General features: G+C 39.3%; 28 protein-coding genes. 21 read left to right on the forward strand and 7 right to left on the reverse strand.

What is annotated here, in order from left to right:
• The first annotated feature begins 184 nt into the window (after positions 1-184).
• Positions 185-559 carry a desulfoferrodoxin gene (locus Ga0466249_RS04480; protein ID WP_215828225.1) on the forward strand — a complete coding sequence of 125 codons (375 nt, stop codon included), beginning with the start codon at positions 185-187 and terminating at the stop codon, positions 557-559.
• A gap of 250 nt (positions 560-809) precedes the next feature.
• Here the strand turns inward: Ga0466249_RS04480 and Ga0466249_RS04485 are convergent, their stop codons facing one another.
• Positions 810-1,244 carry a DUF4366 domain-containing protein gene (locus Ga0466249_RS04485; protein WP_215828226.1) on the reverse strand — a complete coding sequence of 145 codons (435 nt, stop codon included), beginning with the start codon at positions 1,242-1,244 and terminating at the stop codon, positions 810-812.
• A gap of 268 nt (positions 1,245-1,512) precedes the next feature.
• Between Ga0466249_RS04485 and Ga0466249_RS04490 the strand changes: the two genes are divergently transcribed.
• The 8 genes from Ga0466249_RS04490 (at position 1,513) to Ga0466249_RS26490 (ending at position 9,831) form a co-directional block, all read left to right on the forward strand.
• Positions 1,513-2,850 (forward strand): putative DNA modification/repair radical SAM protein, encoded by a 1,338-nt coding sequence (locus Ga0466249_RS04490; RefSeq protein ID WP_215828227.1) that lies wholly within the window; start codon positions 1,513-1,515, stop codon positions 2,848-2,850.
• On the forward strand, positions 2,829-3,671 hold the full coding sequence (locus Ga0466249_RS04495) for a TIGR03915 family putative DNA repair protein (RefSeq protein WP_215828228.1): 843 nt from the start codon (positions 2,829-2,831) through the stop codon (positions 3,669-3,671). Before Ga0466249_RS04490 ends, Ga0466249_RS04495 begins: the two co-directional genes overlap by 22 nt.
• Positions 3,672-3,815: 144 nt before the next feature.
• Positions 3,816-4,115: a hypothetical protein gene (locus Ga0466249_RS04500; RefSeq protein WP_215828229.1), complete on the forward strand. Its 300-nt coding sequence runs from the start codon at positions 3,816-3,818 to the stop codon at positions 4,113-4,115.
• A 284-nt stretch (positions 4,116-4,399) separates the two neighbouring features.
• Positions 4,400-6,058 carry a tetratricopeptide repeat protein gene (locus Ga0466249_RS04505; RefSeq protein ID WP_215828230.1) on the forward strand — a complete coding sequence of 553 codons (1,659 nt, stop codon included), beginning with the start codon at positions 4,400-4,402 and terminating at the stop codon, positions 6,056-6,058.
• A gap of 259 nt (positions 6,059-6,317) precedes the next feature.
• Complete coding sequence (locus Ga0466249_RS04510; RefSeq protein ID WP_215828231.1) at positions 6,318-7,037, forward strand: DUF421 domain-containing protein; 720 nt, start codon at positions 6,318-6,320, stop codon at positions 7,035-7,037.
• 194 nt (positions 7,038-7,231) lie between these two features.
• Positions 7,232-7,633, forward strand: a complete 402-nt coding sequence (locus tag Ga0466249_RS04515; protein WP_246588437.1) for a thioesterase family protein — start codon at positions 7,232-7,234, stop codon at positions 7,631-7,633.
• A gap of 21 nt (positions 7,634-7,654) precedes the next feature.
• Positions 7,655-8,680, forward strand: coding sequence for an aldo/keto reductase (locus tag Ga0466249_RS04520; RefSeq protein ID WP_215828233.1), 1,026 nt, complete (start codon positions 7,655-7,657; stop codon positions 8,678-8,680).
• A gap of 188 nt (positions 8,681-8,868) precedes the next feature.
• On the forward strand, positions 8,869-9,831 hold the full coding sequence (locus Ga0466249_RS26490) for an N-acetylmuramoyl-L-alanine amidase (RefSeq protein ID WP_246588438.1): 963 nt from the start codon (positions 8,869-8,871) through the stop codon (positions 9,829-9,831).
• A gap of 56 nt (positions 9,832-9,887) precedes the next feature.
• Here Ga0466249_RS26490 and nrdG read toward each other — a convergent pair whose 3' ends face one another.
• From nrdG to Ga0466249_RS04550, 5 genes are all read right to left on the reverse strand, one after another.
• Entirely contained in the window at positions 9,888-10,394 is a 507-nt protein-coding gene (nrdG, locus tag Ga0466249_RS04530; RefSeq protein WP_215828234.1) for an anaerobic ribonucleoside-triphosphate reductase activating protein, read from the reverse strand.
• Positions 10,391-12,748 carry an anaerobic ribonucleoside triphosphate reductase gene (locus tag Ga0466249_RS04535; RefSeq protein WP_215828235.1) on the reverse strand — a complete coding sequence of 786 codons (2,358 nt, stop codon included), beginning with the start codon at positions 12,746-12,748 and terminating at the stop codon, positions 10,391-10,393. The genes nrdG and Ga0466249_RS04535 overlap by 4 nt, the downstream gene beginning before the upstream one ends.
• 248 nt (positions 12,749-12,996) lie before the next feature.
• Positions 12,997-13,497 carry an ATP-binding protein gene (locus Ga0466249_RS04540; RefSeq protein ID WP_215828236.1) on the reverse strand — a complete coding sequence of 167 codons (501 nt, stop codon included), beginning with the start codon at positions 13,495-13,497 and terminating at the stop codon, positions 12,997-12,999.
• A gap of 89 nt (positions 13,498-13,586) precedes the next feature.
• Complete coding sequence (locus Ga0466249_RS04545) at positions 13,587-14,450, reverse strand: fumarylacetoacetate hydrolase family protein (protein WP_215828237.1); 864 nt, start codon at positions 14,448-14,450, stop codon at positions 13,587-13,589.
• Positions 14,451-14,488: 38 nt separating this feature from the next.
• A complete protein-coding gene (locus tag Ga0466249_RS04550; RefSeq protein ID WP_215828238.1) occupies positions 14,489-15,289 on the reverse strand; it encodes a TrmB family transcriptional regulator in 801 nt (266 codons plus the stop codon).
• A gap of 283 nt (positions 15,290-15,572) precedes the next feature.
• Between Ga0466249_RS04550 and Ga0466249_RS04555 the strand changes: the two genes are divergently transcribed.
• From Ga0466249_RS04555 to Ga0466249_RS04570, 4 genes are all read left to right on the forward strand, one after another.
• Positions 15,573-16,658, forward strand: coding sequence for an efflux RND transporter periplasmic adaptor subunit (locus Ga0466249_RS04555; RefSeq protein WP_215828239.1), 1,086 nt, complete (start codon positions 15,573-15,575; stop codon positions 16,656-16,658).
• Between the two features lies 1 nt (position 16,659).
• Positions 16,660-17,325, forward strand: a complete 666-nt coding sequence (locus tag Ga0466249_RS04560; protein WP_215828240.1) for an HlyD family secretion protein — start codon at positions 16,660-16,662, stop codon at positions 17,323-17,325.
• 4 nt (positions 17,326-17,329) lie between these two features.
• The gene (locus Ga0466249_RS04565) at positions 17,330-18,919 is read left to right on the forward strand and encodes a DHA2 family efflux MFS transporter permease subunit (protein ID WP_215828241.1); all 1,590 of its coding nucleotides are present in this window, start codon (positions 17,330-17,332) and stop codon (positions 18,917-18,919) included.
• Positions 18,920-18,988: 69 nt separating this feature from the next.
• The gene (locus Ga0466249_RS04570) at positions 18,989-19,525 is read left to right on the forward strand and encodes a PadR family transcriptional regulator (protein ID WP_215828242.1); all 537 of its coding nucleotides are present in this window, start codon (positions 18,989-18,991) and stop codon (positions 19,523-19,525) included.
• Positions 19,526-19,704: 179 nt separating this feature from the next.
• Here Ga0466249_RS04570 and Ga0466249_RS04575 read toward each other — a convergent pair whose 3' ends face one another.
• A complete protein-coding gene (locus Ga0466249_RS04575) occupies positions 19,705-19,914 on the reverse strand; it encodes a DUF1657 domain-containing protein (RefSeq protein WP_215828243.1) in 210 nt (69 codons plus the stop codon).
• Between the two features lie 167 nt (positions 19,915-20,081).
• Here Ga0466249_RS04575 and Ga0466249_RS04580 point away from each other — a divergent pair, with 167 nt between their 5' ends.
• The 8 genes from Ga0466249_RS04580 (at position 20,082) to Ga0466249_RS04615 (ending at position 25,422) form a co-directional block, all read left to right on the forward strand.
• The gene (locus Ga0466249_RS04580) at positions 20,082-20,288 is read left to right on the forward strand and encodes a DUF1657 domain-containing protein (protein ID WP_215828244.1); all 207 of its coding nucleotides are present in this window, start codon (positions 20,082-20,084) and stop codon (positions 20,286-20,288) included.
• A 14-nt stretch (positions 20,289-20,302) separates the two neighbouring features.
• On the forward strand, positions 20,303-21,163 hold the full coding sequence (locus Ga0466249_RS04585) for a DUF421 domain-containing protein (RefSeq protein ID WP_215828245.1): 861 nt from the start codon (positions 20,303-20,305) through the stop codon (positions 21,161-21,163).
• Between the two features lie 6 nt (positions 21,164-21,169).
• Positions 21,170-21,655, forward strand: coding sequence for a stage V sporulation protein AC (spoVAC, locus tag Ga0466249_RS04590; protein ID WP_246588439.1), 486 nt, complete (start codon positions 21,170-21,172; stop codon positions 21,653-21,655).
• The gene (spoVAD, locus tag Ga0466249_RS04595; protein ID WP_215828246.1) at positions 21,656-22,660 is read left to right on the forward strand and encodes a stage V sporulation protein AD; all 1,005 of its coding nucleotides are present in this window, start codon (positions 21,656-21,658) and stop codon (positions 22,658-22,660) included.
• A 17-nt stretch (positions 22,661-22,677) separates the two neighbouring features.
• On the forward strand, positions 22,678-23,031 hold the full coding sequence (spoVAE, locus tag Ga0466249_RS04600; protein ID WP_215828247.1) for a stage V sporulation protein AE: 354 nt from the start codon (positions 22,678-22,680) through the stop codon (positions 23,029-23,031).
• 30 nt (positions 23,032-23,061) lie between these two features.
• The gene (locus tag Ga0466249_RS04605; protein WP_215828248.1) at positions 23,062-23,268 is read left to right on the forward strand and encodes a DUF1657 domain-containing protein; all 207 of its coding nucleotides are present in this window, start codon (positions 23,062-23,064) and stop codon (positions 23,266-23,268) included.
• Positions 23,269-23,413: 145 nt separating this feature from the next.
• Positions 23,414-24,100, forward strand: a complete 687-nt coding sequence (locus Ga0466249_RS04610) for a DUF421 domain-containing protein (RefSeq protein WP_215828249.1) — start codon at positions 23,414-23,416, stop codon at positions 24,098-24,100.
• Positions 24,101-24,450: 350 nt separating this feature from the next.
• The gene (locus Ga0466249_RS04615; protein ID WP_312889713.1) at positions 24,451-25,422 is read left to right on the forward strand and encodes an asparaginase; all 972 of its coding nucleotides are present in this window, start codon (positions 24,451-24,453) and stop codon (positions 25,420-25,422) included.
• Positions 25,423-25,430: the final 8 nt, after the last annotated feature.

Genomic DNA, 25,430 nt, shown 5'->3' on the forward strand with positions numbered 1-25,430 from the left:
TATTTTGTGTAACAATTAGATGATTTTATGAATATCGCTGTTTACTTTGGAGAGTAGATAATGCCGATAAATTGTTTTAAATATTAATTAATAAAATATATTATTTTATAAAGAGTGTTAAAAATCTTAATTCTATGGTATGATAAGACAAATAAATAAATTTACATTTTAGGAGGCTGGAAAAATGGCTGAAATGGTTTTTTATCGTTGTGAACTTTGTGGTAATATTGTTGCTGTAATGAAAAATGGTGGAGGTAAGCTGGTTTGTTGTGGACAGCCCATGATAAAACTTGACCCTAACACAACGGATGCTGCGCAGGAAAAGCATGTTCCAGTTGTTGTCCAGGAAGCCGAAAAAATTAAGGTCTCTGTAGGTTCTGTAGCTCATCCGATGGTCGCTGAACATTTTATTGAATGGATCGCAGTCGTTACTGAAGAAAAAGTAGAATTAATTTATTTGAAACCAGGTATGGAACCAAAAGCTAGATTCTTGGGTCAAAATAAGGCCGTTGTTTATGCATATTGCAATCTTCATGGTTTGTGGAAAACCGAGATTTAGGTTCAGCATCTAGCTGAAAGTCTTAGGGCGTACTAAATAAAGGGGAATTGAAAATATTAAACAAAAAGTGGTATAATAGCTTTTTAATTGCTATTTATACCACTTTTTGCTTATTTTTAAGATAGCCCCCTTTATTTTTAAATCATGTGTGGGCTGGAATATAGCTTGCTTACACTTTGAAATCAAAATTATTTTTTATGCGGGATATTTTGGGTGAGGAAGTCGTTGATTTTTTTTTCAACAGGATTCGTTACCTCTTTTGTTTAGGTTTGTACTTAAATTTGAAGTAATAAAATATGATTAAAGTCACACTAACAACTAAAACGAAAATGAAATAGGCCCCCATTCCCATGCCTGTTGCTTGTGGTTTTCCGTCAGTGGGCGGAGCCGCTGTTTCAGATGATGTATTTATATGCGTGCTCTCACTGTTTTGTTGAGAAGATTTTTCGGTAGTGACGGACTGATTTTTAGTAGTTGCTGTTGAAGTGGGGTTGGTGTTTGTTGCCTGTTGAGATTGCATAGCAGGCTGTGTAGAAGGTTCTGCATGAGTTATCGGCGCTTTTGAATTTTGAGTAGTCCCTTGTTGTTCGCTTGGCGTATCCGACGTAGCAGGAACTAAACTCAGTGGCGCAAGATGAGTAGGTGGTGTGGGTGGAATGGGACGTGTCGGTGGTGTTAGACTCATGACGGTTCAAGTACCTTTCTTATTGTTTTTTCATTAAATTATTCTATTCTATTTTACAGGAAAATTTGGGGTCTGAATAGAAGATTTAGCTTTGGTAATAGAATTTAGATGAAAAGTACTAAATAAATAGGATAAAGGATTGACTAACATAGCGGAGTAAACGCCCTACAGATCAGGTTTGTAGGGTTTCGTTTTGCTTAAAATTACTTTGCCTCTTTTCAAGAACGTGTGTTCTGTAATATAATGAAGGCATAAGGAGCTGGTTTACGTGGATATTTTTGACAAGCTGAAAATTTTGACTGATGCAGCAAAATATGACGTGGCATGTACTTCCAGCGGTGTGAATAGAAAGGCTGGCAGCGGCAAAATTGGCAGTGCGGCAGCCTGGGGTATTTGTCACAGCTTCGCAGCGGATGGGCGGTGTATTTCACTGTTAAAGGTGCTAATGACCAATGTTTGTGCCTATGACTGTAAATACTGTGTGAATCGCTTGTCAAACGATACACCGCGGACTTCTTTTACGCCACGCGAACTAGCCGAGTTAACCATTAATTTTTATCGGCGAAATTATATTGAAGGTCTTTTCCTGAGTTCCGGCGTATTGAAAAATCCTGACTATACTTGTGAGCAAATGATTGAGGCGCTGCGTATTTTGCGGGAGGAATATCATTTTTCCGGATATATTCACGCTAAGGCCATTCCTGGAGCGGATAGCGCGCTGATCGCTCGCTTGGGGATGTTAGCAGACCGTATGAGTGTGAATATTGAACTTCCCTCTCAGAAAAGTTTGCAGCTCTTAGCACCGGATAAATCGAAGCATTCCATTTTGGCACCCATGGGATATATTCAAAATCGCATAAAAGAAAATTCTACCGATCTAATCAAGTATCGGCATGCTCCCAAATTCGCTCCGGCTGGGCAGAGCACTCAGATGATTGTAGGTGCGACACCTGACACGGATTTTCAAATTTTGAATTTAACGGAAGGTCTTTATAAGAAATACAAGCTCAAGCGTGTTTTCTTTTCGGCCTATATGCCTGTGACGCAAGATGCCTTGCTGCCTACACTCAATACAAAGCCACCACTTCTGCGTGAGCATCGGCTTTATCAGGCTGATTGGCTGCTACGGTTTTATGGATTTACAGCCAATGAACTTTTAGATCAACATAATCAAAGTTTTAATCCTTACATCGATCCAAAATGCAATTGGGCACTGAATCATATGGAGGTTTTCCCCATCGATGTAAACCGCGCCTCCTATCATGATCTGTTACGGGTGCCTGGTATTGGCGTAACCAGTGCAAAACGGATTGTAATTGCCCGTCGCACAGCGACTCTTCGCTTGGAAGGTCTTAAGAAGCTCGGCGTGGTTTTGAAGCGGGCCCAGTATTTTATTACTTGTGGGGGGGGAATCGCCGCTGCCTTGAAAGTGAAACCAAGTACAGTACTGAGATCATTCATGTCTGATAAGACGCTGGCTTTGTATCACCAGAATTTTCCTGCTCAGACAGCGGCTGAACAGCTTTCTCTTTTCGATTCACCTCGAGAAATGCTATCGCCATTCATAGAGGGGGATAGACAAAAATGCTTAACAAGTCCAATCTGATTTATCGTTATGATGGAAGTTTTGACGGACTACTGTGCTGTGTGTTCGAAAGCTATGAGCAAAAAGAAATTCCCAGCGATATTTTTCGGCCCGATGCATTTCAGACTTCGCTGTTGCCTGTGAAAGAAATTACGACTGATTCTGAGAAGGCGAGTCGAGTTTTGGTTTCTATTCCCCAAAAAATCGGCGACTCAGCATTGGATTTTGTGCGGCGTGCTTTTTTAACCTGTCTTGATCAAAAGGAATTGTACATTTTGCTCTTCTTGCGTAAGGGCTATCGTTATGGCACGTCCGTGATGAGCATGTTAACAGATGACGTAGTAGATAGGCTCTTTAAAGCGGTTAAACATTTGGGAAAAGAAAGCGAACTGCTAAGAGGTTTTCTGCGTTTTTCTATTTTTAATAATATCCTTGTAGCTGAGATCGAGCCTAAAAATGTTGTACTTCCCTTGTTGACCAAGCATTTCTGCGAACGATATCCAGAGGAGCGCTTTTTAATCTATGATAAGACGCATTTTATGGCCTTGGTATATCAGCCGCATCAATCGGCTGTAATTCCTATTGATGATCTTGAGCTGCCTGAGCCCGATGAAGAGGAGCAATCCTTTCGTGAACTATGGCGGCTGTTCTACGATACGATTGAAGTAAAGGGCCGTCACAATCCAAAGTGTCGGATGAGCCATATGCCAAAGCGTTACTGGAAGTATTTAACGGAGTTTGGCTATACAACAAAACATTCTATAGCCGCAAAAAGGAAATTGTCCTCAACATTGAAGTTGGGGCAAAACACTATGATCGATAAGGTATTTGGTAATGATTAAATGTTAGTGGAGAGTGATTTTGATAGATTCCTTACATTTTTTAACGATTTTCTAATAATATATATGTATATTAGTCATAGCAGGGTGTAACCAATTCTCCAATTGGATTTACACAAAAGTAAATAAGATGGAGAGGGATCAGTCATGACTAATAACTTGATAGATTTTTCTAAGGCTGCAGCTAATAAGAAAGTTGCTATAGACCTTGAGGCAGCAAAAAAGTTTTTTATTGGTCAGGTATTGCCTTATGTAGGTGAAGCCAGTTTGCAAAGAATTATTCAAGCAAATGTTTCTGGAGATCCGCATCTGATACAACTTGAAATGATGAGAATGTTTGTTGAATCAGAATTAATGAAACCAACCGATCCAGATCCAAATAGATTAAGGATATTTTTTGACGATTCAGCCACGGCTAAGATAAAACCAGAAGTTTCAAAGAAATAATTCTTTTTAAAGCTTTTTAAGTTGTAGATTCTGTTGGTTTTGAATCAGTAATGCATAATGGAATTTTAGTTACTTTGATTGCTGTATACTGATTTTCAAATTTATGTAAGCTGGCATCGCTTTTTATAGGATGTCCGCTTTATTTTTTTATCTGAATGTTTTTGAATAATAATTTTATGATATGATAAAGTTATGCGACTATTTATGATATTGAAGGTGAGAATCTTATTTAGCGTGTCTGAATCAAAAGAAAGTAATCAATCGGATGATTGTGGGGGATGTATGTGGATGCAAAAATGTATTTAGATAAAGGCTATGAATTAATGAATAACGGAGCTCTACAACAAGCGGCAGACGCTTTTTGTAGAGCTATTGAAATAAATTCCCAATATGCCGAGGCTTATAATGGTTTGGGAGTGGTAAAAGTTGGGGAGAAGTTGGTGGATGTAGCAGAGTCTGCATTTCGTAAAGCTATTATTTTGAAACCTGATTTTTTTGAGGCGTATAATAATTTAGGTACCGTTTTAATAAATTGTAACCGACTTACTGAAGCTGAGATTTGCTTAAGGCAAGCAATTCAATTGAATCCACAATATCCCGAGGCTTACGGTAATCTGGGAGTGGTTTTAATGGGAATAAAGCAATTGGCCGAAGCTGAAAGCTGTCTTAAACGTGCAATTGAGTTGAAAAGTGATTTAATAGAGGCCTATGCAACACTCGGTTTGGTATTAAGAGATACTAACTGCTATGAAGCGGAGGAATATCTTCGTCGAGCCATTGAACTGAATCCAAAATATCCAGAGAGTTACAATAATTTGGGGTTGGTTTTAAAATATAGTTTTCGTCTTGATGAAGCAGAGGCTTGTTATCGCCGAGCAATTGAGCTGCAACCTGAATATTTGAATGCTCGGGTAAATTTGGGCATTCTTTTGAAAGATACCTATCGGCTGGACGAAGCGAAGGCATGTTTTTGCCAAGTGATTGAACAGTATCCAAATTCTGTTGAAGCTAGTTTTGCCTTAGGAATTTTAGACTTGCTTCAGGGAAAGTATGGTGCTGAGTGGTGGGAAAAATATGAATTGAGACGGAAAGTGTTCGGCTATTGGCAGCCGGAAATTCGCTATTGGCAAGGTGAAAACTTAGCAGGCTGTAGAATCTTGCTATATTATGAGCAAGGATTTGGTGATACGATTCAATTTATCAGGTATGCGAAAAAGGTTGCAGAACTGGCATCTGAAACAACTGTATTGATTCAGAAACCTTTGCAACAGTTGATGATAAATTCGCAAAAAACGGTTGTTATTTCTACTGATGAAAAGATACACGAGGAAAGATATGACTTTACCTGCTCGTTGCTTAGCCTTCCTTTTGTATTTAAGACGACGCAGGAGACAATTCCCAAGAAGATTCCATATATACAGCCGGAACACGAGGTTGTAATAAAATGGTCCAAAATACTTGGGAAAAGAGGTATTGGCAAGAGATTAAGAGTTGGTGTTGTGTGGGCGGGTAATCCTAATCACAAAAACGATTGTAATCGTTCCATAGCTTTTGAAACGTTCAGACAGTTATTTGATATTACTGAAGTAGAATGGGTTAGTTTACAAGTGGGGAAACGGGCCGGAAATTTGAAAGATACATTATATAGCGTTATTGATTTATCTTCTCGACTAATTGATTTTTCCGAAACAGCAGGTGTGATTAGTAATCTTGATTTGATCATATCAGTTGATTCGGCTGTAGCTCATTTGGCAGGAGCAATGGGAAAAGAAACATGGCTACTTTTACCATTTGCTCCGGATTGGCGCTGGCAATTAGAACGTGAAGACAGTGATTGGTATCCGACGATACGAATACTTCGTCAGCAGAAATATGGCGATTGGCAGGGGGTTTTAAGAAGAGTTAAGGAGCTGGTACATATAAAACAAGCGGCAGCCAGATAGTCAGTACGGATAGTTCATGATTCCATTCACCCCTATGGTCTGGTTCAACATAATTAGTATAGGTGGTGTGTGAAATGTGGGAATGGGATGCTCAAGTTATATATATGTATAGAAGGACGCGCGTAACTAGCGCGTTTTTTGTTTGGATTTTTATTAATTATAAATTTTGGGATGAATGAAGGCTGATCTTTATGCACAAGAATAATAAAGTCAGCAAAAAAAATCAAATTTGGATGGAGAAGAGTGGAGGAATTTATCAATGGACATTATTATAGAAAATGTCTATCGGACGTTTATTGCTTTAGGGGCTTTAATGGTTGTGACAAAAGTCATGGGAAGAAGATCCATTGCCCAACTTACGCTATATGATTATGTAATCGGGCTTATTCTTGGTAACATCGGCGCCGCGTTTGCAGTGGGAAAATCAGTATCTATAGCAGAGGGGCTAGTGAGTTTAACAGCTGCAACTGTTTGGGTATTAGTTGTTAATTTTTTTACACAAAGGAGTCTATCAGCAAGAAAATTTGTCGATTCCGAACCCATTATGGTTATTTACCAAGGCCGCATTTTGGAAGAAAATTTGCAAAAGAAATTTTACAACATAAATGATCTCTTGCGGGCATTGCGTGAGCAAAGTATTTTTGATCCCTCTAATGTCGAGGTAGCAGTCATTGAAACAGATGGACAGATAAGCGTAATGGAGAATAAGGAAATAGATAAGTCGGAAAAATCCGAGACTATGTGCGATACGTTACCTGACATTTACAGTGGCTTGATTGGGCGAGAGCTTATTATTGATGGCAAGGTAATTGATTCTGCCTTGTCTAAAAGCGGGATGACACTTGAATGGCTTAAAAGCAGTCTGGCGCATCAAAATGCGAAGCTTGAAGATGTGACTTTGGCAATGATAACACCCGACGGAAAACTATATATCGATAAAAAAAATGATAAAGCACCCAAAATTGAAGGCGAAAAATGAGATAACTTGTTCAGACGATAAATTAGGAGGAAAACGTAAAGATTTAAGATAAAAGGGTTGTATGTTGCATCCGTGCATAATGGGTGATAAAATGACATCAATTCTTAAAATAAATCGATGAGTTTTGTAAAAAGGATAATCTATATCAATTCACGTATTTGTATCTCTAAATAATAGAAAAGGGGGAGATGTTTATGGATTCTAATTTGAAAATTGGCATGAAAGCCGAAAAAACGGAAAAAGTTACTGAAAACAATACAGCTATTAAATATGGCAGTGGGGGAGTGGCTGTTTATGCGACTCCAGCCATGATCGGATTGATGGAGGCAACTTCCTTAGCAGTTGTTGATTCCTACTTGCCTCAAGGAATGGCTACAGTAGGTATTGATTTAAAAATCAAGCATCTTGCAGCCACTCCTGTAGGCATGACGATTAAAGTGGTTGCTGAGCTTATCCAATTGGATGGAAGGCGTCTTATTTTTCATGTCACTGCATTTGATGACAGAGAGAAAATTGGCGAAGGGACACATGAACGTTTCATTATTACGAAGGAAAAATTTTTACAAAAAGCAGAAGCAAAAAAGGATATGGCATAAATGAGATGAGGGAGAATGAAGATGGATAAAATTCAATTGGGTCGCACAAAATTAATGGTGAGTAGAAGTGGCTTTGGCGCTTTACCTATACAGCGGATTTCTTTTGATGAAACGAAAGCGATACTAAGAACGGCTTATGAAAATGGAATAAACTTTTTTGATACTGCAAGAGGATATACAGATAGTGAAGAAAAAATCGGTTATTCTCTTTCGGAAGTAAGAAATCATATTATCCTTGCTACCAAGAGCCCGGCGAAGAATAAAAAAACATTATTTGAACATTTAGAAACGAGTCTCAAAAATTTAAAAACCGATTATATCGATATTTATCAATTACATAATCCGAAGGAACTTCCAGATCCAGAGGATTCAGAAGGTCTTTATGCCGGTTTAATCGAGGCTAAGAAAAAAGGAATGATTCGCTTTATTGGTCTTACAAATCATAATATAAAAAATGCCATGCAGGCAGCCGCATCTAACTTGTACGACACGATTCAATTTCCTTTGAATTCTCTTTCAACTGATGAAGATTTAAAATTAATTGCTGAGTGTAAAAAAAATGGGATTGGTGTGATAGCCATGAAAGCCTTATCAGGTGGCTTAATCACGAATGCTTCTACTACGTTTGCTTTTTTAAGACAGTTTGATAATGTAGTGCCTATTTGGGGTATTCAGAAGATCAGTGAATTAGAGGAATTTGTCGCCTTGGAAAAGAATCCGCCGGAATTGGATGAAGCCATGTGGAAACTGATTCAAAAGGACAGAAATGAATTAGCAGGGGATTTTTGTAGAGGATGCGGATATTGCATGCCATGTCCTGCCGGGATAGAAATACCTGTTCAAGCAAGAATATCGTTGCTTTTAGGAAGAGCACCGATTGGTCCATTCATGGAAAACGATTTCAGGGAAAAAATGAATTTAATTAATCAATGCCTAGAATGTGGCCAGTGTAAAAGTCAGTGTCCTTATGAGCTTGATACGCCGAATCTTTTAAAACGGGAACTAAAAAAATATAATGAATTTTACGAAGTGCATAAGAAAATATAAAAATAAACGAATGTGCTAAAAGTCACAAAGTACGGTTATATCGTATTTTGTGGCTTAATTTATGTCATTTAATCATAAAAAAAGAAGTAATATAGGGAATATTGTTGAAAAAGTAATGCAGAGTAGTATAATTAGTTTGTGATTTATAATAGCACAAAACTAATACTTGTAATTCTGGTGGTCTTAATATGAATCGAAGGACATTTTTACGCAAAACTTTTTACATGGGCGCTAATTTATGGTTCGGTCAAAATCTACTTCGTTACGGCACTGTTTTCGCAAATTCAACACAAAATATATCGACACATATTGTAAATATACGGAAAGCTTTTCATCGAGCTCAAGATGATAAGCAGGTCTATTTTCGAGTAGTTCTTGAAGTTTCTGATAAGTGCGAAATTATTAAGGAACAGAATGCCAAATATGTTCAAATTACGCTTAAAAATTGTAGTGCCGACAGTTTTGTCGGCACTTTCGCTTGTTCAAATCAATTTATATCTGACTATAAGATTGAACAAGTATCTCAGCAAGATAGTCAAATTAAAATTCGTTTAATGGAGGTACTTCCACTTCCCGAGATACGCTGTAGCGTTTTTCCGCCGTCTATTTTGTGCAATCATTATCGTATCATACTCGATATTGGTGCTTTTAGTAAACCAACACAAATCAAAGAAAATAATTTAAAAATTAAAGAAACCAATTTAAAATTTGGCTCCTTAGAAACTCGATCTGAAACGAATATGCTCATTATCCATCATGTGGGCGGTACGGATCGCGATGTATCGGCTCAGGAGATTCATAGGTGGCACCTTGCAAATGGCTGGGCTGGCATTGGTTATCATTACGTGATTCGAAAAAATGGTATTATTGAACGAGGCAGGCCAAGGGATGCAATTGGTGCACATACTTATGGATATAATGAAGCCTCAGTCGGTATTAATCTAGTAGGAGATTTTGAAGAATCCGTTCCTAAACAGGCGCAAATTCATTCGGCAGCGAAATTAGTTGCTGCTTTATGTCATATTTATGATTTATCACCAAATCAGATTACTGTCCAAGGACATAAGGATTTAAACGATACTTTGTGTCCAGGGAAAAATTTGTATGATCAAATGCAGTTAGTTAGAGATAGATCCACTTCTTATATGTGAGAAAAGAAAATGAAAAAACAAGACGAATCAGTCTCTAAAAGCTGATTCGTCTTGTTTTATAGTTGTTTCAGAACGACAGTACCTTTGATAAGTGAAGCACGAACATCAATGATTCGCTGATTGGATGAACCCCGGAAGCTGAGTTCGTAACTTTTATGTTTTTTTAAAAACGGACCATCAATTAAGATATCTATTTGTTGAAGTAGAGTTAGAATTGAGAATTCAGCATGTGACTTTTGCAACAATTCCTCAAAAGTAAATCCTGTGTAGGCAATGATGTCATAGCTTTTGCTATGGGCAATTTCTGCTAAATTCGTCATAGCAAAACTCTGGCAAAATGGTTCACCGCCGCTTAGCGTTAATCCGCGTAATAAGGGGTTTTTCACCATTTCGGCGATAATTTGTGCTGGGGTAGTTTCAAAACCGCCCGTAAAAGGCCAAGTCTGTGGATTATGACAGTCTGGGCAGTGATGGGGGCAACCCTGGGCAAACACGACAAAGCGAAGATTCGGTCCGTCTACGATGGATTCACGAATAAGACCAGCAAGTTTCAGTGTACTCAAAGGACTTCCATTTTCCGATCCTGTTGTTCACCGCATACATGTGTGACTCTATCACGTACTTCAGCTCGCTTGGCATTGTTAAAGCGGTCGAGAGTGCCGACCAGATAGCCCGTAATGCGACGAATTCGTTCAAAGGAGGGCCCGTCCATTTCGTTGCGACCACATTTAGGACAAGTATTGTCGATAATGCCGTTATAGCCACAGGCAGGATCTCGGTCAACGGGATGGTTGATCGATCCGTAACCGACACCACTTTCTTTCATGCAACGAATGACGGATTCGAAAGCATCGAGGTTTTTAGTCGGATCGCCGTCAAGTTCAACATAGGTGATATGTCCGCCATTGGTGAGATTATGGTAAGGGGCTTCTAAGTTGATTTTATCATAGGCGCTAACCGGATAGTAGACGGGAATATGAAATGAATTCGTGTAATATTCCCGATCAGTTATGCCGGGAATGCTGCCGAATCGTTTCTTGTCGATCTCGACAAAACGACCCGAAAGACCTTCAGCTGGCGTTGCCAGTAGAGAAAAATTGAGCTTATATTTTTGAGCCGCTTTGTCAATCTTGGCACGCATGTGACTAATAATTTCTAGCCCAAGCGCCTGTGCCTTTGCTGATTCTCCATGATGCTCACCAATCAAGGCTTTAAGGCATTCAGCCAGACCGATAAAACCGATGGAAAGTGTACCGTGTTTTAACACTTCGCGGATCTCGTCGTCAGGACCGAGTTTATCTGAATCCAGCCATATGCCGTCACCCATGAGGAAGGGGAAATTACGAACCTTTTTCTGGCACTGAATTTCAAAACGATCAAGTAGTTGATCAATACATAATTGAATGAGTGAATCTAGTTTTATATAGAATTCGGAAATATTGTTGTTACTTAAAATGCCGAGACGCGGTAAATTAATGGAAGTAAAGCTCAGATTGCCGCGGCCATAAACTGTTTCTCGTGCAGGATCGTTGACATTGCCGATGGTGCGTGTACGACAACCCATATAAGCGATTTCAGTCTCGGGATGGCCGGCCTTGTAATATTGCTGATTGAAGGGTGCGTCGATAAATGAAAAGTTAGGGAAAAGACGTTTGGCGCTGACACGGCAGGCAAGTTTGAACAAATCATAGTTCGGGTCGCCAGGGTTATAATTCACCCCTTCTTTGAGCTTAAATATCTGTATTGGGAAAATGGGGGTTTCGCCGTAACCAAGGCCCGATTCTGTGGCCAACATGATGTTTTTCATAATCATGCGGCCTTCAGGTGAGATGTCGGTACCGTAGTTAACTGAACTGAACGGTACCTGGGCACCGGCCCGACTGTGCATGGTGTTTAAATTATGGATGAGAGCTTCCATAGCCTGATAAGTGGCCCGGTCCGTTTCCTTCAGAGCTTGTTTTAGTGAAAAGGCTTGTGATTTTTTTAGTAAGACCGGATCAAAGCAGTCCGCGAGCAGACGATTTTCTTCCGCTATGTAGTCAGTGGGATTGGAAATTTCCGGTGCCGTTTTCAAGCGACTCCAGATATCTTTTGCTGTATCTTTGATTTTTTCAGCGATACCGTCTTCGCTGTCAGTGCTAAAGGCAAGTGATTTGATTAAGTTGTCCCAATATTTTCTAGCAAAGGTTTTCCGTACGCCATCGGCCAGGCCATAGTCAAAATTCGGAATGCTTTGGCCACCATGTTGATCATTTTGGTTGGATTGAATAGCAATACAGGCAAGAGCTGAATAGCTTGCAATGTCGTTGGGCTCGCGAAGATAACCATGCCCCGTCGAAAAACCACCCTTGAACAGTTTTTGAATGTCAATTTGGCAGCATGTTGTTGTTAAGGTATAAAAATCGAAATCGTGAATATGAATGTCACCATCGCGATGTGCTTTGGCATGCTCCGGTTTGAGAATATACATTTCATTATAAATTTTGGCGCCTTCAGAACCATATTTTAGCATGGAACCCATGGCAGTATCGCCGTCAATATTCGCATTGTCCCGTTTCAAATTGCTTTCCTTAGAATCGCGAGTCGTAATTTCTTCGTAGGTTTTCATGAGCCGTGTATTCATTTCACGTGCTCTAGTGCGTTCGGCACGATAAAGAATATAAGATTTGGCGACTTTGGAAAGGTCGGCGTCAATCAGTACCTTTTCAACAATATCTTGAATTTCTTCAACAGAAGGATGTGTGTGTGTTTCGGAATTTACTTGGTCTGTTTGCTCGGCAACTTTTATTGCAAGATCAAACGCTAACTTTGAGTCCCCATTACCGACTGCTTGTAGAGATTTGTAGATGGCATTCGTGATTTTTTCTAAATTAAAGGGTACCTCGCGGCCATCCCTTTTTACGATTGTTGTGAGCATAATTTTTTTAGGCCGCGCAATATGGACATTTCGGCCTTTCGCCTCCTGTTCGGAAAGTATCAGTAACAATATCTATCATATTACTAGATGTTGTGTCTGTCAATGTATTAATAATCAATATATAGTGTAGTAGTCTACTGAGCCTCGCATATTCTTTTCGTTTTGTGTTGTGAAGCACTGGTTATAGCAAGCAGGATGCGAGAGCTCTTCTGGGTGAAAGGGCTCTCGCATCATAAAAAAAATTATAGTTATTTTATTAAGTTGTAAATTTTTTTTGCTGTTTCTTGTGGTGTCAGATGACTTACATTTATTTTAACCGTATCCATTTTATCATATAAGGGAAGTCTTTGCACGCTTCTATTTATTACGTCAGATGTTCTCATTCCATTTTGAACATCTTGTTCTAATCTTCTTCTAAGCGCGGCTTCCGAACAAACAAGTGAAATTTTATAGAGCTCAAAATCAAGATCTGTTAGCGGTTCTAAGATTTGATTAAAAATAGCTTCCTGATGGATAACCCAGCAAAAAACGATATATTTATAGCTGGAATTAAGCAGATAATTTTTTAATAAATGCGTGATGTTATCCAATACCATAGCCTTATTTTCTTCCGAAACAATAAAGGGGTTCATATTCCAGCACCAGTCACCATCAAGATAGATGCTGGGTTTTAATTTATCAAGCAGTATTTTGCATACCGTACTTTTACCAATACCCATGGTACCATTGATAATCATTAATTTTTTCATAAGATCACCTTTCTTTTCGTCAACAGAAAATCCTGCAAAATTCCGATTGGAATTTGCAGGATTCTTGAATCGTAGAGATGCGGATACAGTTACTTCATGACATTTACTAAAGTGCCAATCTTTTCAATTGAAACGCTTACTTTGTCTCCTGATTTTAACCATTTTTGTTGAGCTTCTGGATAACCTACAATGACACCCTGCGGTGTTCCTGTAAAGATAATATCGCCGGGTTTTAAAGTGATATGTTGCGATATGTAACTTACAATGGTAGCGCAGTCAAAAATCATATCACGTGTATTGGAGGATTGGCGAATTTCTCCGTTTACTTTTGATTGAATGTCCAGATTGTTAGGATCTATTTCGTCGGCTGTGACTAAATAAGGTCCGATAGGAGCGAAGTGGTCACATGTTTTGCCGAGTAGCCATTGTCCTGTGCGGAATTGAAGATCGCGAGCAGATAGATCATTCCCTGTTGTATAGCCAAAAACATAGGACAGCGCATCTTCTTTAGAAACATCGACAGCTTCTTTTCCAATCACAATAACTAACTCCGCTTCATAATCAAATTTTTTCGCCGCTTTTGGCAAGGGAATTGCTTCGTTATGAGCAGCTAAAGAATTATTGAACTTACTAAATAGAACGGGTGAAGTAGGAATTTCGATATTGCATTCCTTTGCATGACTTTTATAATTTAGCCCAATACAAATAATTTTTTCTGGATTGATTATACAGGGTGCATAATCAATTTTTTCTTCCGGTAGAATTTGAACTTCTTTTTTTACCAATGCAGCTAATTGGCTCAGACATTTTTGGCCTCCGGCAATGACTTGTTCTATCTCTGTAGGTACCTCAAGAGAATAGGCAGCAGCGGCTTGTTCTACATCAAGGATGCCGTGCTCAAGCTTGATTCCTAAGCGGATTTGTTCTTCAACTTTAAAATTAACTAACCTCATAATTATTTCAGCTCCTTTTTTTATTGATTTTTGTATGACTAAAAATTGATTTTCATTTCAGCTAATATCTCAGATAATATTTGAGTCGCTACCTCTTGATTATGTTCTTTTTCAATCACACGATTAACCAAAACATCATGAAAGATATAGTCTTCAAGTAAATAAATATGGACAGGGTCAGCCGTGTAAAAAGCATTACCATTGTGTTCGGATGAATGGCCATATAATAATTTCTTTCCATCTACAGAGAGTATGAACCATTTCTTGTTGTCAGGACTATGGTGCGATTTGTTCAGTCGGTGGTTATCTAAAGTACTGAGTGGATGCTCTACTTCAAATGTGATACCACGTACACTACAACCACGTTCCATACAAACTTGTAAATCAGTGAGCAATTCCGCATACATGGGAGCCCAAATTGAAATAATTATTCTTTGTTTTGCTTCATGTAGCAAGCTTCGGCAAAACGCTAAGATGTTTGATTCACCTTTTACTGTTGAAACATAGATCGCTTGTTTATTTTCGGATTCAATGGTTTTAAGTTCTTTTTCAACACGATTATAGGTAGTAAACCACTTTTCACGTGCTTGTTCCAAAAACACACTTGCGGGTAATGGCGTGTAATTTTTGGTCCCGTCACTTGTTTCTTCTAACATCACAATTCCACGATTAGTAAGAGAATCTAAAATATCATATATTCTCGTACGCGGTATTTCTGATGCTTTACTTACTTTATAAGCATTGGATGTCCCAATACTTAATAAAGCAGTGTAAGCTTTGGCTTCATATTGGGTTAGACCAAAGTTTTGCAAATGTGAAAATAACGATTCGTCAATCACTTTCGGGTCCTCTCAGCATAATATAGTTGTAACTATAGTTACAACTATATTATGCTTTTTACTTTGTGTCAAGGGGCTAATCTTTCTAAGGCTCAGCCTAATCTTGCTTTTAACTTAGTATTGAAAATTATTGGGATCATACTTAATAAAAAAAGTTCCAGCATCCATTAAAAAATCACTAGACTTATTTAAATTTAAATAGTAAAATTTAAATAGTAAAATTATAATTAAGATGAAGGTGAGTGTAGTGAGAATTCGGGAGTATCGTAGGATAATCGTAGTTATGATTATTCTGCTATCGCTTTTGGGAGTAGTGTCATCATTGTTTTTTAAACAAGATAAAGTGATGGTGCAGACAGTTAAAGCGGGAAAGGTTGAAAATAATCATGGAAGCAGTTTTAGCGGTAAGCTGGAGGCGTTGGAGACGGCAAATATTGTATCCAAAGTAACTGGCAAAGTCGGGGTGATTTATGTGGATATTGGAAGTGAGGTGAAAGGCGGAGATACCTTGTTGACACTCGAAGCGAATGATTTGGCTGCAAGTGTGGATCAGGCGCAGGCAAGCGTAGCAACAGCTCGCTCTTCCCTGGAGACGGCGCGAATCGACTATGATGTACAGCGACAAAGCTTTGAACGATATAAGGTTTTGGTGGAGCAGGGAGCGTTGGCTAGGGCTGATTTTGATAATAAATATGCTCTTCCTTTTGCCAAGGCGAAAGAATTGGCGCTGAATGGATCAGTGGCGCAAGTGCGACAGGCGGAAGCTAGCTTGCAACTGGCATTGGCTAACTATCAAAATAGTATTATTGTTTCTCCGATAAGTGGTGTAATTGCGGCAAAAAATGTGAATGTTGGCGAATTAGCCAATCCGGAAGTTACGTTGTTTTCAGTTGTTAATTTAGATAAAGTTTTTGTGATGACTTCCGTAGGAGAAGAAAAGATTAATCAAATAACCGTTGGGGGCCAAGTACCTGTTAAAATTGCATCAGTTTCTGAAATTCCTTTCAATGGCACAGTAACTAATATTGCTCAGGCAAGCGGTTCTACCTCTAAAACTTATCTTGTTAAAGTATTAATTGATAATCAAGATCATCGCTTGAAGCCAGGCATGTTTGCTGAAGCATTATGGGAGGGGAAAATCGGGATAGAAGTGGTTGTTCCCAAAACGGCTGTTATTAGTGAAAATAATAAAAATTATATTTGGACTATGACAGATGGTATTGTTTCCAAAAAAGCGGTATTGCTTGGAAGTGCCGATGTAATTAATGTCATAGTCCAAGAAGGACTTGAGGCTGGACAAGACATTGTTATTTCTGGGCAGGAGTTGCTGACAGAGGGCATGCAGGTCGCGTGGGGAGTAAAAAGATAAGATGGATAAAAAGAAGAAAGGGTTCATGATCATTGCGGCAATACTGATGATGCTGGTTATGACAGGAGTCGCTGGATATTACTGGTATATGAAAACCCATTACGTGGTTACAGATGATGCACACATTGACGGTACAATTATAAGTGTCAGTACGCAAATAACCGGAAAAATTACCGATATCTATGTACAGGAAGGGGATAAGGTAAAGGAAGGGCAAAACATCATTCGGCAAAACGATTTAAGTCTTTCATCAGGAGCTAATGTTGATTTAGCGATTATTAAATCACCGATCACTGGAACAGTAATCAATAAGAGTGGCAATGTTGGCGAAATAGGGACGCCGGGCTATCCTGTTTTGATGTTAGCTGATTTGAAAAATTTATATGTCACGGCTGAAGTGGAAGAGACAGATTTAGCAAAAATAAAGCCGAAGCAGATGGTGGAGTTTACTATTGATGCTTTCCCTGGTATTGATTTTACAGGGCAAGTTATTTCTAGGAACAAGGCCACTGTTTCAACTTTTTCTTTGTTGCCATCGCAAAATACCGGGGACAGTTTTACCAAAGTAGTACAGCGGATTCCAGTGAAAATCAGTATTAACGATTATCACGGTTGTCAATTGGTTCCCGGAATGAATGTTACGGTAAAAATACATGTTGCAAGGTGAGAACATGAAAGAGCGGGAAAATGAAAAAAAGATTCCCTGGCCGGAAGTGATGGCCTTGATTTTGGGTTGCTTTATGGCTATTTTAGACACGAGCATTGTCAATACGGCTCTGCCAACAATGCGGGCGAGCTTCGGCGGGAATGCCGATTCTGTTGAATGGGTAGTAACAGCTTATATGTTGACTTCAGGGGTGATCATACCTGTAACTGGATATTTATGCGAGCGATTTGGGAATAAACGAATTTATCTTATTTCACTAGCAATCTTTACCCTGGGATCTGTAATATGCGCCATGGCAACAAGTAATAGTTTTTTAGTTTTTGCCAGGGTGATTCAAGCTATCGGCGGGGGGATGTTGATGCCGGTAAGCATGAGCATGATTCGTATGATTGTACCGCGTGAAAAAATGGGTATGGCGATGGGGATTTGGGGTGTCTCGGCCATGGGCGCGCCGAGTATTGGTCCTACTTTAGGCGGCTATATCGTCGTTCATATGGGCTGGCAGTGGATATTTACGATCAATCTGCCAATTGGTTTAATCGCAATAATATTGGGGTGGATAGTACTTCGGGAAACGCCGCAAAAGGTTGGCTTGAAGTTGGATGTATTCGGATTTATTCTTAGCGCGTCAGCCTGTTTTGCTTTGTTATTGGCGTTAAGTAAGGGGCAAAATGAAGGCTGGACCTCTCTATATATTGTTAGTTTACTAATTTTTTCGGTTGGTACGGCGGTTCTGTTTGTGATATGGGAAACCACTACAGCGGATCCTTTAATTAACCTTAAGCTTCTGAAAAACCGAACGTATTGTATCAGTTTACTGTCCGTTGCTTTGTCGAATATAGCTATGTATTCTATTACGTTTCTCATGCCCATCTATTCGCAGAGCATCCGAGGGTTAACCCCGCTGCAATCAGGACAAGTTACCATGCCCAGCGCTCTGGCAATTGCCTTGATGATGCCGCTTAGCGGACGGCTTTTTGATAAATTTGGGGCGACTTCGCTTTGCGTCTTCGGATTTGGGATTGCCGGTTATTATAGTTATCAATTGCATACACTGGCTTCTAATACCAGTTTTACCGATGTGCAATGGATACTTGTGAAGCGATCGGTCGGTTTGGGATTGGCTATGATGCCGGTATCCACCGCTGGCATAAATACTATTCCGAAACAGTTGGCAGCCCAGGCTTCGGCCATTAACAATGTAGTACGCCAAATTTCCGGTTCATTTGGCATTGCCTTAATTACCTATGTCATGATGCATAGACAAATTTATCATAATGCCTGGCTATCAGAAACCGTGAATTGGTCTTCCAGTGCTACAGTAATTACCATCAAGAATCTGCAAAGCACGGTAATCCATCATGGTATTTCAGCTTCTTCCGTTATGGCACATTTTGGTGCGGAAGGGTTGCTGAGTTCGATGCTGCAGCAACAAGCCTATCTTGCTAGCGTGAATGACGCGATGTTCGTTCCCGCCATTCTTGTTGCGCTGATTGCTCCATTAGGCTTCTTTTTAAACAAAAAGGCTGTGGAAGATGAAAATATCAAACAGCATTCGCGACTGATACAACCACCTTTTGTCAAAGCTCCTTAGAAAATGTTGGTGGAATGTAATATAATAAAGTATAGTTACTTTAGTATACAGATAGGAGTTGAAAGATAGATGTCGGTAAAATTGATTATTCTCGGTTTATTAATGAATGGTGAAAAACATCCTTATGAAATGCAACATATCATGAAAATGCGAAAAATGGACAAGTTTGTAAGTTTTTATAAAGGATCGTTATATTATGCTGTTGAGCAGTTGAAAGACGAAGGTCTTATTGAAGTGTCCCAGGTAATAAAGGAAGAAAAACGTCCCGATAAGACGGTCTATAAAATAACTGAGGCGGGGAAAAATGAGTTTCAGGACTTGCTCATGCAGCAGATGAGCAAAGAGGAGCAGCATTATGATCCTCTCTATACGGCGCTTGTTTTTGCCCGCTATGGGGACAGCCAAAAAATCGCCGAAGTAATCAAACAAAAAATTAAGTATGCTGAAAAAAAAATCGAAGTTATGGAAAAGGCTTTGGCTGAAATTTCCCCTACAACCTCTCGCGCTGTTCAATATATTTATAGGGGACTGATTGAAACAGCCAGAGCTGAGAAAAAGTGGCTGCAGGAGTTATGTGCGGATGCCTTGGAGAATCGTCTAGGGTAGGTTATGAGGTAAGCGGGACTTCAGGGATTACTTAGGCAAGTTGTTGTGTAATGCATAGCTTACATGCTAGGTAATCCTTTTGTTGCTATAAAATAAAAGTCACGAAGTACGGTTGTTTCGTATTTCGTGGCTTTTTTATATGCAGGCAAGGCTAGTTCAGTTCTTCCTACCTTTCTGTTTTACGATTGTTGCTGGTTATTTAACTTATTTTCTGCTGTAGTGCTTAAACGGCTATTAATTTGGGCAAGATGACGGTCCATATCTTGTGCCATTTGTTCAAACATTGTCTGAGCACTTGGGTCGTCAGTTGATGTAGCAAATGTGGCATAGGTACCTTTGGCAGACTCTGCAGCAGCTATAGCTTTTTCTAAATCCTTTTTTACAGTCATAAATTAACCTCCATTATCTATTTTACTTGAAACAATCATATTATTGGCAGACTATACCACTTTTATAAGTGGTAAATGTAGGATATTTTCCAATCATTTCAAACCCTTTTAAAGAATGAAACTCGAAAATAGAAGTAATAATAACATGGTAAATGGAGGTAATATACATGACAGTTGCTTCTCAAATTCAGAAAACGTTAGCTACTCTAAAGGGCAGCCAAGGTACATTAAGATTATATGCGATGCAGACGCAGGATCAAGAAACCAAATTGGTTTACAATGAAGCATTGGAAGCTACCGGAATCATTATCAACGATCTTGAGAAAAGAATCCAGACTTTAGAATATCAAGAACCACAATATAAAGGAAACTAGTCAGGAGATTGAAAATGCAGGTGTGGATACAGATATTACTTAGTTCAGCTTCATTATTTTTTTTGCTGCTTTTTATGATCAGGCTAATGGGAAAAAGAAATCTCGTCCGAATTACGCCTTTTAGGTTCGTAGGTTACGTCGTAACTGCAGTCATTACGGCAGTCATGTCTTTAAATCTTATGACAGATATTGCCTACGGATTTATTGCACTTGGTGTCTGGGTACTGTTTCCAATTGCATTGGATTATTTGTCCATCAAAAGTAAATGGATTCATGACATTGTTAACGGCAAGGAAACTGTGTTAATTAAACATGGCAAAATTATGGAAGAGAGTCTTCTCGAAGTAAGATTAACAGGTGAAGAACTTTTGCGAGAGCTTCGTTCTAAAAATGCTTTTAATCTTGCAGACGTAGAATTTGCAGTCATGGAGGATACAGGAGAACTCAATGTATTGATGAAATCCCATAAGAGACCTGTAGACGCCTATGATTTGGGAATCAAGGTAGCACCACAGGCGGAACCACAAACGGTGATATTGGATGGTAATATCTTAAACGAACCCTTGTTTTCTTTGGGGTTCAACAAAGAATGGCTGGGCATTCAGTTGGAAACCATGGGTGTATCGCTAGATAATGTTTTTATCGGACAGGTAGATTCATCCGGTGAACTATACTTGGATTTATTTGATGATGCGATACAATTATCTCAGCCTAAAGTGAAGGAAATGTTATATGCAAATTTTGAAAAAAGTCAGGCTGATCTTATGACGTTTGCGTTGGAAACAGAAAATGAAACAGCTAAGAAAATGTATTCCGAGCATGCTGAAAAGTTAAGACAACTTACGGAAAAGCTTAAGCCATACTTATTACGATAGAAGGTGATGAATCTGTCGAGTTTTAAAAGGAAAAATCTAACCCCCGTACAACAGCAATACCAAGATTTTGCTTATGCCAGGGAGAACAAGCGACCGATACTAGTAAACTGCATAAGAGCTTTTGTTACGGGAGGCACTATTTGTATGATAGGCCAGGGAATACAGTGGTTTTTCATAGTCTATTTTAACTTTGATGAAAAGACAGCAGGTGATCCTACTGTTGCAATTCTTATTTTGATTTCAGTAATATTGACAAGCCTTGGATTATATGATCATATTGCGCAATGGGGTGGTGCTGGAACTGCTGTTCCTGTTACAGGATTTGCAAATACGATCACATCCGCTGCCTTGGATCATAAAAGCGAGGGATTTGTATTAGGCGTTGGGGGAAACATGTTTAAAATCGCTGGACCCGTTATTGTATTTGGCGTTTTTTCTGCTTTTATCGTTGCTATTGTAAGTGTCATTATTAAGTCGTTAGGTGGAGTGTAAATGCTCAAAGGTCATCAAACATGGTTCTTCGAATCAAAACCAGTCATCATTGGTTCTGCAGCGATAGGCGGACCTTTTGAGGCGCAGGGCAATCTGGCGGACGATTTTGATCTGCTTCATGATGATATATGGCTGGGGCAGGATAGTTATGAAAAAGCAGAAAAAAAATTTTTGGAACAAGCTTGTGAAACGGCAATTAAGAAAGCAGGACTCAAAAAAGAGGATATCCAGTTTTTCTTCAGTGGGGATCTCATTAACCAGATTATTCCCAGCAGCTTTACTGCGCGTACACTTGCCGTTCCATTTCTAGGCATTTATGGAGCATGTTCTAGTTCGATGGAGGGGCTTTCCTTAGCTTCCCTGATTGTTGACAGTCGTTTTGCACAGAATGCACTTGTTGGTACATCCAGTCATAATGCGGCCGCAGAAAAACAGTACCGGTATCCTACCGAATATGGTGCACAGAAACCTCCCACGGCTCAGTGGACGGTGACGGGAGCTGGCGCTGCAGTTGTTGCGCAGCAAGGTACAGGCCCGCGTGTTATAGCTGCTACGATTGGTCGCGTAGTAGATATGGGAATTTCCGATCCGTTTAACATGGGGGCAGCCATGGCTCCGGCGGCAGTGGATACAATAGAAGCTCATTTCAGGGATTTGAACCTATCTCCGTCACACTATGACCTCATTGCAACGGGAGATTTAGGCAAGATAGGCCATCGAATTGCCGGGGATTTGCTCACAAAGCATGGACTGGACATTCCTGTAGAAAAATTGACTGACTGCGGTATTTTAATGTACAAGGAAGACCAGCCTGTTTTTGCCGGGGGAAGTGGTTGTGCCTGTGCTGCTACAGCTACTTTTGGACATCTCTTAAATCGTATGCGCAAAGGGGAACTTAAGCGAATTCTCATTATCGCTACAGGTTCTTTGCTTTCACCTATGTCCTATCAGCAAAAGGAAAGCATACCGTGCGTTGCCCATGCAGTATCGATAGAAATGGAATAAGGAGAGGAGGCTTACGATTGGATAAGTTTATTGTGGCTTTCATCGTTGGCGGAACAATTTGTGTGATTGGACAACTTCTTATGGATGGGTTGAAACTAACGCCTGCGCATACCATGGTTACACTAGTAGTGTCTGGAGCTATTTTAGGTGGATTTGGCCTATATGATGATTTTGTGAAGTTCGCAGGTGCAGGAGCTTCTGTTCCTATCAGCAGTTTTGGAAATCAATTGGTCAAGGGAGCTCTACAAGAGGCTGACCGGACTGGGATTATCGGTGTATTGACAGGTATTTTTAAAATTACCAGCGCAGGTATTTCAGCGGCGATTATATTCGGATTTTTATCAGCCTTATTATTTAAACCGAAGGGATAAATAATAATGCCAGAAAAGGAGGTGACAGAAATGACAGTAGGTACTCAGATAACTCAAGCCATTGCAACTGTCCAAAATGCTGCAGCAAGCATGAAGACATTCTCTCTGGAGACTCAGGATGAACAGGCAAAGCAAACATTTCAGCAGTTAGCTCAGACTCTTGATAATGCGGTTGATACATTAAAGCAAAGGGAAAAGTATGTTAAGCAGCAGGAACCTCAATATAAACAGCAATAGACCTTAGCTACACTGTCCTGTAAGCAAAGCTGAAGATAGAGATAGATGTTCAGCTTCGCTTATCAGGTCCTTTGTTCTTACTACGATATTAATCCGGAAGAAAATAGTCTGGCTTAATATTCTGACTAGAAAGGATTTGAAATACATGGATGGGATGGAATTTTTACGTGATACATGGCAAACTTCTTTGGTGTTTTTTAGTTTACTTATTCTTACCCGCATTTTAGGTAAGACTCAAGTAGGACAGTTAACATTTTACGAGTATATTAGCGGTATTACTATTGGTTCCATTGCCGGTACTGTCGTAGCAGCCGACCCCGATAAGGTGTGGAACGATTATTATGATCTTATATTATTTGTGGTACTCACCTATTTTTTAGCATTCATTTCGATAAAAAGCCGACCCCTTCGAAAAATCATTCAAGGATCGCCGACAATCGTCATTGAGAAAGGACGCATTCTTGAAGATAATATGAAAGGGATGCGCTTCGATTTAGATGAATTAGAAGGTAAGTTACGGGAAAAGGGGATTTTCGATCCTGCCGAGGTGCAATATGCCATCATTGAAACATCGGGAGAGTTAAGCGTTATACAAAAATCTGACTATCAGCCTTTGACTAAATCGGATTTAAACATTCATTTACCTGGTCCTGCTTTCCCATTAGAGCTGATTATGGACGGAGAAATCATAGAGGAAAATTTCAGTCCAAACTACTCAAAGGCTTGGCTGGAAGAGCAACTTTCCGCTCAAAATATTTCTGACGCATCTCAAGTGACTTATGCTGCCATTGACTCGAAAGGGCAACTGTTTATTAGTAAAAAAAACGACTAAGGAAAACGAATAATAGCTGTGTAACTTCTCACATAAACCCCGCTTAAAACGACTGTTTTAGGCGGGGTATTCGCATTGTAGTTTTTTAATTAGGTTAATAAATAGGTTAGCTCTTTGTACTATTAAGCCTATAATTGTAGTTTTTGCTAATTATTTTAAATCATCAAAATCATTTTAATGTGTGATATAAAAGATATTTGTGCTGGAAAAGCAGGATGTTTATCGATTGTCTTATTGAAAATAACTAGACGAAAAAAACAAATTGGTATATTATTTGCATATATTCTAGTTAGTAATTACATTTACAATTCTAAAAAAAGGGGAAAGTTATTATAAAAAAAATTATCATTATTGGTACAGGCGGTACGATCGCTGGTCAAGCTTGTTCTGCAACTGAAATGCTGCATTATACGTCGGCAGTATTCTCTATCGACAGCTTGATTGAGAAAATTCCGGAGATAACTAGTATTGCTGATGTTGTAAGTGTCCAACTATCTCAAGTTGATAGTTGTGATATGACGTACGAGCTCTTGCTCACACTTGCTACGCGTATAAATGAAATGTTAGCATCCAGTGAAGTGGATGGCGTCGTAATTACTCATGGTACAGATACATTAGAAGAAACGGCCTATTTCCTAAATTTGGTTATAAAGAGTAATAAGCCTGTCGTTGTAGTAGGGGCCATGCGTCCATTTACAGCTATGAGCGGTGATGGACCGATGAATCTTTATAATGCAGTATCTTTGGCAGCAAGTAATGAAGCTATGGATAAAGGGGTGCTGGTTTCTTTAAATGATACTATTTATTGCAGCCGTGAGGTAGTTAAGACTCATACGATGAGGCAAGATAGTTTTCAAGTTCCGGATTTTGGCTGCTTAGGCTATATTCAAGGTGGAAAAGCTTATTTTTATCGGCTTCCGGTACGCAAACATACGATATTTTCAGAATTTAATGTTGATGAAATGACAAAGTTACCGCAAGTTGATATTCTTTTGGGCTATTTAAATAGCAGTCCGTTTTTAGCGCAAGCTGCAGTAAATGGAGGTGCGAAAGGTATTGTTTATGCAGGGGTGGGTAATGGCGGCATGTCCCAAAGCATAAAAAATGCACTTGCAAATGTGGCGGAAAAAGGAATTCCAATTGTTAGAAGTACTCGGGTGAGTAGTGGAATTGTCACACGAAATGGTGCAGTAGATGATGATCAATATTCTTTTGTTGCAGCCGATACGCTGAGTCCGCAAAAAGCTAGGATACTACTTACTCTGGCCCTGACAAAAACAAGTAATCCCGCTATCATACAGCAAATGTTTTGGGAGTATTAAAAAGAAAG

The organism is Pelorhabdus rhamnosifermentans, assembly GCF_018835585.1.
In the GTDB taxonomy this organism is placed as follows: domain Bacteria; phylum Bacillota; class Negativicutes; order UMGS1260; family UMGS1260; genus Pelorhabdus; species Pelorhabdus rhamnosifermentans.